At 64.9% G+C, this 10,190-nt stretch carries 12 protein-coding genes and 1 pseudogene; 9 read left to right on the top strand and 4 right to left on the bottom strand.

Going from position 1 to position 10,190, the window contains the following annotated elements:
* Nucleotides 1–260: pseudogene (locus AKL29_RS45120) on the bottom strand (PAS domain-containing protein); the annotation flags it as partial.
* A gap of 577 nt (nucleotides 261–837) precedes the next feature.
* On the opposite strand from AKL29_RS45120, the gene AKL29_RS19495 reads away from it, so the two are divergent.
* From AKL29_RS19495 to AKL29_RS19460, 8 genes are all read left to right on the top strand, one after another.
* A complete protein-coding gene (locus AKL29_RS19495) occupies nucleotides 838–1,491 on the top strand; it encodes a glutathione S-transferase family protein (RefSeq protein ID WP_050385234.1) in 654 nt (217 codons plus the stop codon).
* Nucleotides 1,492–1,635: 144 nt separating this feature from the next.
* A complete protein-coding gene (locus tag AKL29_RS19490; RefSeq protein ID WP_050385233.1) occupies nucleotides 1,636–2,007 on the top strand; it encodes a nuclear transport factor 2 family protein in 372 nt (123 codons plus the stop codon).
* 134 nt (nucleotides 2,008–2,141) lie between these two features.
* A complete protein-coding gene (locus AKL29_RS19485) occupies nucleotides 2,142–2,558 on the top strand; it encodes a YciI family protein (protein ID WP_050385232.1) in 417 nt (138 codons plus the stop codon).
* 218 nt (nucleotides 2,559–2,776) lie between these two features.
* On the top strand, nucleotides 2,777–3,202 hold the full coding sequence (locus AKL29_RS19480; protein WP_028332843.1) for a YciI family protein: 426 nt from the start codon (nucleotides 2,777–2,779) through the stop codon (nucleotides 3,200–3,202).
* 87 nt (nucleotides 3,203–3,289) lie between these two features.
* The gene (locus tag AKL29_RS19475; protein ID WP_050385231.1) at nucleotides 3,290–3,655 is read left to right on the top strand and encodes a YciI family protein; all 366 of its coding nucleotides are present in this window, start codon (nucleotides 3,290–3,292) and stop codon (nucleotides 3,653–3,655) included.
* A 278-nt stretch (nucleotides 3,656–3,933) separates the two neighbouring features.
* Nucleotides 3,934–4,647 (top strand): TetR/AcrR family transcriptional regulator, encoded by a 714-nt coding sequence (locus AKL29_RS19470; protein WP_050385230.1) that lies wholly within the window; start codon nucleotides 3,934–3,936, stop codon nucleotides 4,645–4,647.
* A gap of 130 nt (nucleotides 4,648–4,777) precedes the next feature.
* The gene (locus tag AKL29_RS19465) at nucleotides 4,778–5,269 is read left to right on the top strand and encodes a DUF2852 domain-containing protein (RefSeq protein WP_026192213.1); all 492 of its coding nucleotides are present in this window, start codon (nucleotides 4,778–4,780) and stop codon (nucleotides 5,267–5,269) included.
* A 153-nt stretch (nucleotides 5,270–5,422) separates the two neighbouring features.
* On the top strand, nucleotides 5,423–6,187 hold the full coding sequence (locus AKL29_RS19460; protein ID WP_050385229.1) for a serine acetyltransferase domain-containing protein: 765 nt from the start codon (nucleotides 5,423–5,425) through the stop codon (nucleotides 6,185–6,187).
* Between the two features lie 34 nt (nucleotides 6,188–6,221).
* Here the strand turns inward: AKL29_RS19460 and AKL29_RS19455 are convergent, their stop codons facing one another.
* The 3 genes from AKL29_RS19455 to AKL29_RS19445 form a co-directional block, all read right to left on the bottom strand.
* Nucleotides 6,222–6,980 (bottom strand): haloacid dehalogenase type II, encoded by a 759-nt coding sequence (locus AKL29_RS19455; RefSeq protein ID WP_244482184.1) that lies wholly within the window; start codon nucleotides 6,978–6,980, stop codon nucleotides 6,222–6,224.
* A 249-nt stretch (nucleotides 6,981–7,229) separates the two neighbouring features.
* Nucleotides 7,230–8,303: a tartrate dehydrogenase gene (locus AKL29_RS19450; protein WP_050385228.1), complete on the bottom strand. Its 1,074-nt coding sequence runs from the start codon at nucleotides 8,301–8,303 to the stop codon at nucleotides 7,230–7,232.
* A gap of 17 nt (nucleotides 8,304–8,320) precedes the next feature.
* Nucleotides 8,321–9,634, bottom strand: coding sequence for an MFS transporter (locus AKL29_RS19445; RefSeq protein WP_028332849.1), 1,314 nt, complete (start codon nucleotides 9,632–9,634; stop codon nucleotides 8,321–8,323).
* Nucleotides 9,635–9,912: 278 nt separating this feature from the next.
* On the opposite strand from AKL29_RS19445, the gene AKL29_RS45115 reads away from it, so the two are divergent.
* The coding region (locus AKL29_RS45115) for a LysR family transcriptional regulator (protein WP_244482195.1) at nucleotides 9,913–10,190 on the top strand (278 nt) is incomplete at its 3' end.

Here is a 10,190-nt window from a genome sequence, read left to right as displayed (position 1 = left end):
TTGTAGGAGGCCTGGATCCAGATCTCGCGGTCGCCCTTGGCGATGCGCTTGTATTGCGCGGCCTGGAATTCGCCGCGGTTCAGGTCGGCCCAGAACGCGCGATAGTCCTGGCTGTCGCGCGTGGCCGGATCGACGAACATGCTGTGGTGCTTGCCCTTGATCTCGTCGAGCGTGTAGCCCATCGCATTGAGGAAGTTCTCGTTGGCGTCGACGATGGTGCCGTCGAGCTTGAACTCGATCACCGCCTGCGACTTGCCGATCGCGGCAGTCTGCGCCAGCGCATTCTCGATCTTGGCCTTGTTGCTGAAACTGAACATCAGGGCTCCGTGAAGGTTCAAATAAAAGGGATGGGGAAAGCGGATCGCGGCAACTCACGGAAAGGTTGCAGCGAGCCGTTTAGCATCCGTAAAGCCTGTTGCTCGCGCGCGCTTGGCACGAACTGCATAACGCCAAGTTCCACACATGCATCCGTCTCAATTCGCAAAGGTTTTTTTCAGAATGCACGTTATCATCCACAAGCAGCACGCGATGTTCACCGTAATCATACGGACGAAAATCGATGATGACTTTCGTCTGATGCGGGGTGATGAAGCGCGTCTGCTTCAGCGATGATGATGGGTCTATTACGAAGCCTGATATCGCCGGCCGCTTTTCACCGATCGATGCAGCGACTTGATTCGCGTCCTCGATGAATGTGCGATCGCGTTCGATGCTTGGGTCTCCACGCCCGCCGAACCCAATAAAGTATCTCCATACGAAAAAAATATCGCCGCACGGGATGTCGGAAGGGCGGTCCCGGCCTCGTCCTCCGGTCACTCATTCCATGATGGAGTTCCGATGTCGCTTACCCTGCATTACCACCCGCTGTCCTCGTTCTGCTGGAAGGCGCTGATTGCGCTCTATGAGAACGGCACGCCCTTCACGCCGAACATGGTCAATCTCGGCGATCCCGCCGAGCGCGCGGCGCTGCTCGCGCTGTCGCCGATCGGCCGTTTTCCGGTGCTCCGCGACGAGACGCGGGACGAGACGGTGCCGGAATCGAGCATCGTCATCGAATATCTCGACCGGCATTATCCCGGTGCCGTCAGGCTGATCCCCGAGGATCCGGACCTCGCGCTGCAGACCCGGCTGCGTGATCGTTTCCTCGATCTCTATGTCCACCTGCCGATTCAGAAGGTCGTCGGCGACCGGCTGCGGCCTGCGGACAGCAAGGATCCGCATGGCGTCGCCGAGGCGCGGGCGCAACTCCGCACCTCCTATGCGATCCTGGATCAGCAGCTCGATCATGGCGGCTGGATGATGGGCGGGCATTTCTCATTGGCCGATTGCGCGGCCGCGCCGACGATGTTCTACGGCAACAAGGTCGAGCCGTTCGGAGATGGCCATCGGCATCTGGCCGCCTATCTCGAGCGGCTGATGGCGCGGCCGTCCTTCGCGCGCGTCCTGAAGGAGGCCGAGCCCTATTTCGGCATGTTCCCGCGGGAAGCCTGACGCAAGCCGGCCTCCGATCCGGTTCCAAAAATAAATCGTGGCGGGATGTCGCTTTCGCGCCGCCTTGTTCGTCATCTCCTTGAGGCCCGGGTTTCCGGAGCGCTGGTCGCTCCGGAGGCCCGGGCGATACCTGTGGGAGACGACATGGCTGCAGCTGGCAACAGGGCGGAGATCATCCGCTCCCTCTTCGCCGCCTACCTCTCTAATGACCGCGCGAGAGTCGAGGCGGCGTTCGCTGAGGATTTCCGCTTCTCGACGCCATATGGCGAGAACATCGACAAGCCGACCTATTTCGCCGAGTGCTGGCGCGACTCCGGCTGGATCGGCCGCCACGAGATCGAGCGCATCATGGTCGACGGCGTCGAGGCCTTCGTCACCTACCGCTGCGTCGCCCGCGACGGCAAGAGCTTTCGCAACACCGAGTTCTTCGTGTTCGACGGCGACAAGGTGTCGCGCATCGACGTCTATTTCGGCCCGTCGCACCAGGACGGCGAACTTGTCAGGCAGGACCGCTAAGGGGTGTGGCGCGCGATGCAATGACCTCTGAAATAATTTCGCTTGGCCTGTCGGCGTGGCAAGCCCCGCGTCGTCCTTGAGACGAGCACCGGAGATACCGGCAAAGCAGCTGAACAAGACAACGGAGCAGGACGATGAAGTTCATGGTGATCGTGAAGGCGACCAGGGACACCGAGGCCGGCGTGATGCCGAGCACCGAACTGCTCGCGGCGATGGGCAAGTTCAACGAGGAGATGGTCAAGGCCGGCGTGATGCAGGCCGGCGAGGGGCTGCATCCGACCAGCAAGGGTGCCCGCGTCAAATATGCCGGTGGGCAGAGCACGGTGTCGCGCGGCCCGTTCGGCCTCAGCGGCGATCTGGTCGCCGGCTTCTGGCTGATCGAGACCAAGTCGCTCGATGAAGCGATCGACTGGATGAAGCGCGCGCCGTTCGACGGCGGCTCCGAGATCGAAATCCGCCAGGTGTTTGCCGCGGAGGATTTCGGCGAGGCGCTGACGCCGGAGCTGCGCGAGCGGGGAGAGCGCCTGCGCGCGCAGGTGGGCAGGAAATGACACCCGACGTCATTCCGCGATGTCGCGCCGGCGATCCGCCCGGAATACATGATCCCCGGCGCAAGTCGTGGATTCCGGGCCGGCGCACCAGGTCGGCTGTTGCCGACTTGGACAAATACCTAGGGCCGAACTCGGGTAAACCCAAGTTCGGCGTGGGGCTTCCCGGCATGACGAGGGTGAAGATTGCGAGTGATTCAACAGGCAAGGAAATCCGACCAATGCGTTTCATGATGCTGATGATCCCGCTCGGCTACGAGTCCGCGCCGGCCAAGCTCGAGCTCGACCCCGAACGGGTCGCCGCGATGATGCGGTACAATCAGGCGCTGAAGGACGCCGGTGTGCTGATCACGCTGGAAGGCCTGCATCCGCCGGCTGCCGGCGCGCGCGTCAAGTTCGACACCGGCGTGCCGGTCGTGATCGACGGCCCGTTCACCGAGGCCAAGGAAGTGATCGGCGGCTTCTGGATGATCGAGGTCGCCTCGCGCGCCGAGGCAATCGAATGGGCCAGGAAGTGCCCGGCCACCGCCAACGAGATGATCGAGATCCGCCAGGTGCAGGAGATGGCCGATTTCTCCGAAGAGGTGCAGCAGGCCGCCGCCACCTTCGAGCATCCGCAGGGCGGCTGGGGCAAGGCGCTGCGCTGAACCTTCACCGAGAAGCGATGCCGCTTCAAAGCGTCATCGCATCACCGAACCATCGTCCACCAGCAACGACCACAACGGAGACGAAACATGAGCACCAACACCTTCCTCGCCGTCTATCTCGGCGGCGGCAAGACCGGCTCGCGGATGGAAGCCTGGAACGCGCTGCCCGAGGCCGAACGCCGCGCCAAGGAGCAGCAGGGCATGGCGGCCTGGGGCGCATGGGTCGAGAAGCACCAAGACGTGATCGTCGAGATGGGCGGACCGCTCGGCAAGACCAAGAAGGTCGGGCAGGGCGGCGTCACCGACATCGCCAATCTGATGACCGGCTTCACCGTGGTGCGCGCGCCCTCGCATGAAGCAGCGGCAAAGCTGTTCGAGAACCACCCGCATTTTTCGATCTTCCCCGGCGAAGCCGTCGAGATCATGCCGGTGCTGCCGATCCCGGGGCGCTAAGGCGGGCCGCAGGCTCCCTGAACCTCTACCGCTTGCGGGGGAGGTCGCTGCGCTCGAAGAGCGCGGCGGGGGGCTCTTTCCACGATGCGAGAGCCCCCAGCCCAACCTCGAGCCTCACTCACCTCGGACCCCACGCGCGGGAGAGAGAGAGCGCAGTTTCTCTCGGGCCGCCATCGATGCTCGGCGTCGGTAATCACCGAAGCGGTCCGTTAATCTTGATTGACGCGACGCTGCCCCGCTAGTGACCTTTACCGCCGGCTCATGTAAAAGCCGTTCACATGAGCTGGCGCAAGGACCAAGGCCGCGCCGAGCGCGGCTATCATCACGGCAATCTCAAAGAGGCGTTGCTGCAGGCCGCGCTCGACCTGATCTCGAAGAAGGGGCCGGCCGGCTTCACCTTCGCCGATGCCGCGCGGATGGCCGGCGTCAGCCCCGCCGCGCCGTACCGACACTTCCGCGACCGTGACGAGCTGATCGCCAGCATCGCGCAGCGCGGCTTCGAGCAGTTCGAATCGCTGCTGACGCAGGCCTGGGACGACGGCCGCCCCGACACCGTCACGGCGTTCGAGCGGGTCGGCAAGGCCTATCTCGCCTTCGCCCGCGAGGAGCCCGCGTTCTATTCCGCGATGTTCGAATCCGGCCTGCCGGTCGATTCCAATCCGACCCTGATGGCGGCAAGCGAGCGCGCCTTCGCGATCATTCGCGCCGCAGCCGAGCGGCTCGCGGCACTGGCGCCGCCCGGCATGCCGCGCCCGCCGGCGATGATGATGGCGCTGCACATCTGGGCGATGTCGCACGGCGTCGCTTCGCTGTTCGGCCGCGGCGATGCCGCGCGGCGCAAGCTGCCGATGTCGCCGGAGGATCTGCTCGAGGCCGAAGTGCTGATCTATCTGCGCGGCCTCGGCTTCCCGACCGACCGCCGGCCTGGAACCGCGGCCGCCGACGACAAGCCGGCCGGCGAAAGGTCTGGTCCCTGGGGGAAGCCGAAATAAGGTTCAACGGCCAAGCCAAAAATAATCCGAGGGGTGCGTCATCCGCGCTGCTTGACTTTCCCAAGGGATCGGCTACCTATGTAAATGTTATTTACATTCACAACGGCGTGATGCCGTGATGGAGAAGGAAATGGCCTACACCGCTGATGTCAATCGCTGGCGCGGCCCCGTCGAAGAGCCCTACCGTCCCTACTTCTACGCGACGCCGTGGCATCCCCTGAAGATCGCCGGGATCATCCTCGGCTTCATGATCTGGTGGCCGATCGGCCTCGCCCTTCTCTTTTTCACACTCGGGAGCAGAAAGATGGCCTGTTGGAGTCACAACGACATGGATCGCTGGCAGAACAAGATGGAGCGGATGCAGGACAAGATGGAGCGGATGAAGAGCCGCATGGAGCGCCGCGGCTTCCCGTTCGGCGGCTTCGGTCCGCCCTCCAGCGGCAACCGCGCCTTCGACGAGTACCGCCAGGATACGCTGCGCCGTCTCGAGGAGGAGCAGGTCGAGTTCAAGAACTTCCTCGATCGCCTGCGTCACGCCAAGGACAAGGAAGAGTTCGACGCCTTCATGGCGCAGCACAAGACCCGTCCGACCCCGCCGACCGACCAGCCGCCGCAGGGTTGATCGCGCGAGGCAATAGCTGGCCTTCAGGCGATGTGCCCCCATAGAACCTGATGGCCCTGAGCCGCCCGTTTGCGATGAGCAAGCGGGCGGTTTGCATTTTGGGATGGTGACGCCCACTCTATCGTTTGGGATCCGGACGATGAGGTGAAGACCATGGCGGGATCAGCGACAGTGACGGCCGGCGAGCTCTGGCTTGCGATCCGGCGCGAGGCGGAGGCGGCGATCGCGGCCGATCCGTTCCTCGAGGCGTCGGCCGCCTTCATCCTAGATCAGGGCGACCTCGGCGGTGTGCTCGCTTTTTTGATCGGTCGGCATATCAGCCGCGCGGAAGAGGATCGCGCGCAGTTCGCGCGGATCGCCCGCGAAGCCTATGCGGCCGAGCCCGTGCTGGTCGATGCCGCGGCCACCGACCTCACGGCCATCGTTCGCCGTGATCCCGCGATCACGGGCTTCCTGCCGCCGCTGCTCAACTTCAAGGGCTTTGTCGCGCTGCAGGCCTGGCGGGTGTCGAATTGGCTATGGCGCGAGGACCGCCCCGACCTTGCGCTGATGATGCAAAGCGCGGCGGCAGACCAGTTGCAGATCAGCATTCACCCGTCGGCCCGGATCGGAACCGCGGTTTTCCTCGATCACGGCACCGGCATCATCATTGGCGCGCTGGCCTCGGTCGGCGACGAGGTCACGATTTTGCAGAACGTCACCATCGCGCGGCATCAGGATGATCCGCGCCGCGCGCCAAAGATCGGCCGCGGCGTGCTGCTCAGCGCCGGCGCCACCGTGATCGGACATCTCTCGATCGGCGATTTCGCCAGGATCGGCGCCGGCGCGCTGGTGACGACGGATGTGCCCGCCGGCTGCACCGCCGTCGGCGTGCCTGCGCGGCTGACCAATTGCGCGGAGGCGGGCACGCTTTCGTGAGGTGAGCACACCGACCGGGTCGCCCCTTGCGTCGCTACGCCGGCACGAGCATATCGGCGAGTTGCGTAAAACTGTCCGCGTGGAGGTCGATCCAGGATTCCGGCGCCACGTCGAGTTTCGCCGCCGGCCCGAACTCGAGCGGACGGGCGATGAACGCCGTGCGCATGCCAAAGGCGCGGGCCGCCTTCAGGTCGTATTTGTGGCAGGCGACCATCAGGATCTTGTCGGCGGGATAGCCGAGGTAGTCGACGGCGAGTTGATACACCGCGGGTGACGGCTTGTAGCTGCGTGCAAGCTCTGCGGTCAGCACGGCGTCGAAGGGCAATTTGGCGTGCTTGACCACCGCCACCACCGCGGCCATGCCGGCATTCGACAATGTCGAGGTCACGAACCGACCGCGCAGACGCCCAAGTCCTTCGACGCTGTCGGGCCATGCGTCGAGCTTGGTCCACACCGTGTTCAATTCGTCGCGCTCGTCCCTCGACAAGGCCTCCGAGAGACCGTGGCGATCCAGCAGCACATCCAGCGCCTCGCGATAGATGCGGTCGACCCGAATCCACGGGCGCTTGCCCCCGATCACTTCGTCGAGCGCGGCACGATAAAGATCGCGCCATTCGCTCGAGAGCTTGGCCCAGTCGAGCGCGAGCCCCTTCGCGGCGTTGACGGCCTGCCCCGCACGCAGGATCGGCTGATAGAAGTCGACGCAGGTCCCCTGGACGTCGAACGTGATGGCGCGGATCTCATTGCGCCATGTCGCGGCGCCTGCCGGCTGTATCCCCGTCATCGCGGCCATGATCGACATTCCTCCAGCGGTCACGAAGCTTCGTCTGGTCAGATCGGGTAGCACGGTTTATTCCCCGGTTGCGGGTATCGGAAGCAGGTGCACCAGGTCCTTCGTGAGGTGAGCACTCTGCTCAGGCTTCCTCTCTCGCGTGCGGGGGAGGGTTGGGGTGGGGCTCTCTCCGCGAGTCACGCTGTGGAGAGAGCCCCCATCCGCCGCAAGCGGGAGAGGCGGACGGAGTTCGCGGAAAGCTAACGCACCCTACACATTCGATCCATGGATCGCGTCGATCACCGCGTCGGTCACTTCCCTGGTCGTCGCCTTGCCGCCGACGTCGGGCGTCAGCACGCCGGCCGCGCACACCTTCTCGACCGCGGCCATCAGGCGCGCAGCGGCGTCCTTCTCGCCGAGATGCTCCAGCATCTGCGCACCGGTCCAGAACGTCGCGACCGGGTTGGCGATGCCCTTGCCGGTGATGTCGAAGGCCGAGCCGTGGATCGGCTCGAACATCGAGGGGTAGCGGCGCTGCGGGTCGATGTTGCCGGTCGGCGCCACGCCGAGGCTGCCGGCCAGCGCGCCGGCGAGGTCGGAGAGGATGTCGGCGTGCAGATTGGTCGCGACGATGGTGTCGAGGCTCTTCGGGTTGAGCGTCATCCGCGCCGTCATGGCGTCGACCAGCATCTTGTCCCAGGTGACGTCGGGGAAGTCCCTCGCCACCTCGGCGGCGATCTCGTCCCACATCACCATGCCGTGGCGTTGTGCGTTCGACTTGGTCACCACGGTGAGGAATTTGCGCGGCCGCGACTGTGCCAGCTGGAACGCATAGCGCATGATCCGCGTCACGCCGACCCGGGTGAAGACAGCGACTTCGGTGCCGACCTCTTCCGGCAGGCCCTTGTGCGCGCGGCCGCCCATGCCGGCATATTCGCCTTCGGAATTCTCGCGCACGATCACCCAGTCGAGATCGCCGACGCCGACATTGCGCAGCGGCGAGGCGACGCCGGGCAGGATCTTGGTCGGCCGCACATTGGCGTACTGGTCAAAGCCCTGACAGATCGGTAGCCGCAGACCCCACAGCGTGATGTGGTCGGGCACGTCGGGCGCGCCGACCGCACCGAAATAGATCGCGTCGAATTTCTTCAGCTCCGCGAGGCCGTCGGCCGGCATCATCACGCCGTGCTTCTTGTAATAGTCCGAGCCCCAGTCGAAGGTTTTGACGTTGAAGCCGATGTCGCCGCTGCGTTTTGCAAGAGCCTCCAGCACGCGGACGCCCGCGGAGATCACTTCGGGGCCGATGCCGTCGGCGGGAATGGCGGCGATGGAATGGGTACGCATGGGTTGTCTCCGGATCATTAGTGAGTTCGCACGGGATTGGGTTGCGGTTCGGATTGCGCGGGCGCGCTCTGCGCACGCGACAGCAGCAGCGTGAGCGCGGCCGAGAGCACCAGGAGGCCGGCGACGAAATAAAGACCGCCGTCGAAACTGCCGGTGCGTTCCTTGATGAAGCCGATCATCGCCGGCCCGACGAAGCCGCCGAGATTGCCGATCGAGTTGATGGTGGCGATTCCGGCCGCGGCGGCCGAGCCGGACAGGAACATGGTCGGCATGCTCCATAGCGGCGGCTTCGACGAGGAGATACCGATATTGACCAGCGTCAGCGCCGCGATCACGGCGGCAAGGCCGGTCCACAGCCCGGCAAGCGCAAGTCCCGCCGCGGCCATCAGGCAGGCCAGCACCACGTGCCAGGTGCGCTCGCCGGTGCGGTCGGAATGCCGCGCCCATAGCACCATCGCGATGACGGCAATGGTCGCCGGTACCGCGTTGAGGAAGCCGACCTGGATCGACGACAGGCCGAACGCCTTGATGATCTGCGGCGCCCACACCCCAAGTGTGTAGAGCCCGGCCGAGGTGCCGAAATAGACCAGCGCCAGCGCCAGCACCCGCGGGTCGGCGAGGCCGCGCCAGATGCTGTGGCTTGCGGTCGTGGCCTTGCCGTCGTTCTCGGCCTTCATGGTCTTGACCAGCCAGGCGCGCTCGTCGTCGGCAAGCCATCCGGCCTGCTCCGGCCGGTCGGTCAGGAAGCCCAGCACGACGAAGCCGAGCAGCACAGCGGGCACGGCCTCCAGCACGAACAGCCATTGCCAGCCCTTGAAGCCGAGCATTCCGTCCATCTCCAGCAGCGCACCCGAGAGCGGCGAGCCGAGCACGGTCGAGAGCGGCGCCGCGGCCATGAACAGCGCGGTGACGGCGGCGCGCTGCCGCGCCGGGAACCAGTAGGAGAGATAGAGGATGATGCCGGGGAAGAAGCCGGCTTCGGCGGCGCCGAGCAGGAAGCGCAGCACGTAGAAGCTGGTCGCGCCCTGCACCAGCGCCATCGCCGCCGAGACCAGGCCCCAGGTGATCATCACCCGCGCGATCCAGATCCGCGCGCCGATCTTGTGCAGGATGATGTTGGAGGGCACTTCGAACAGGAAGTAGCCCCAGAAGAAGATACCGGCGCCGAAGCCATAGACGGTCGGCGACAGGCCGATGTCCTTGTTCATGGTCAGCGAGGCGAAGCCGATATTGACGCGGTCGATGAACGCCACGAAGTACAGCAGCATGATGAACGGCACGATGCGCAGTGAGATCTTGCGCAATACGCGCGCGCCAAGCTGGCTTTCCATGGGCTTCTTCCCCGGGTTCGTCTTGTTTGTTGGGACGGCGCCTGTCGCGCGCCATCGGGAAGCCTAGAAGGTCGCGCCCTTTCGCTTCAATCCGCGCCGGTTTATACAAAAAAATGATATAATCCCGGCGCCGTCATTGCGAGCCACCCGGTAGGCGCGAAGCGCCGCCGGATGACAGGCTCCGCGAAGCGATCCATTGCAACCGCGTATGTGGAACGATGGATTGCTTCGTCGCTTCGCTCCTCGCAATGACGGCGGGTGAAAGGAACCCCTACGTCTTGGAACTGCACCAGCTTCGCTGCTTCGTCGCGGCTGCCGAGGAACTGCATTTCGGCCGCGCGGCGCAGCGCCTGCAGATGATGCCGTCGGCGCTCGGCCGCCACATCAAGCTGCTGGAGGAGGATCTCGGGGTCCGGCTGTTCGCGCGCACCACGCGCGCGGTGTCGTTGACCGAGGACGGCTCCGTGCTGCTGCGCGAGGGCCGCGCGCTGCTCGGCCGCGCCGAGGCGATCGAGAACGGCTTTCGCCGCCGGCTGCGCAAGCCACAGGCGCGGCG

The sequence above is a fragment of the Bradyrhizobium pachyrhizi genome, assembly GCF_001189245.1.
Classification (GTDB): Bacteria; Pseudomonadota; Alphaproteobacteria; order Rhizobiales; family Xanthobacteraceae; genus Bradyrhizobium; species Bradyrhizobium pachyrhizi.
This window is presented reverse-complemented; position numbering and strand designations above follow the sequence as displayed.

Bases quoted from the DNA above. Each gene is read 5' to 3' on its own strand.
- AKL29_RS19450 (WP_050385228.1), bottom strand. From the start codon at position 8,303: ATGCGTACCCATTCCATCGCCGCCATTCCCGCCGACGGCATCGGCCCC.
- AKL29_RS19485 (WP_050385232.1), top strand. From the start codon at position 2,142: ATGAAGTTCATGGTGATCGTGAAGGCGACCAGGGACACCGAGGCCGGC.
- AKL29_RS19445 (WP_028332849.1), bottom strand. From the start codon at position 9,634: ATGGAAAGCCAGCTTGGCGCGCGCGTATTGCGCAAGATCTCACTGCGC.
- AKL29_RS19455 (WP_244482184.1), bottom strand. From the start codon at position 6,980: ATGGCCGCGATGACGGGGATACAGCCGGCAGGCGCCGCGACATGGCGC.
- AKL29_RS19475 (WP_050385231.1), top strand. From the start codon at position 3,290: ATGAGCACCAACACCTTCCTCGCCGTCTATCTCGGCGGCGGCAAGACC.
- AKL29_RS19480 (WP_028332843.1), top strand. From the start codon at position 2,777: ATGCGTTTCATGATGCTGATGATCCCGCTCGGCTACGAGTCCGCGCCG.
- AKL29_RS19470 (WP_050385230.1), top strand. From the start codon at position 3,934: ATGAGCTGGCGCAAGGACCAAGGCCGCGCCGAGCGCGGCTATCATCAC.
- AKL29_RS19490 (WP_050385233.1), top strand. From the start codon at position 1,636: ATGGCTGCAGCTGGCAACAGGGCGGAGATCATCCGCTCCCTCTTCGCC.
- AKL29_RS19465 (WP_026192213.1), top strand. From the start codon at position 4,778: ATGGCCTACACCGCTGATGTCAATCGCTGGCGCGGCCCCGTCGAAGAG.
- AKL29_RS19495 (WP_050385234.1), top strand. From the start codon at position 838: ATGTCGCTTACCCTGCATTACCACCCGCTGTCCTCGTTCTGCTGGAAG.
- AKL29_RS19460 (WP_050385229.1), top strand. From the start codon at position 5,423: ATGGCGGGATCAGCGACAGTGACGGCCGGCGAGCTCTGGCTTGCGATC.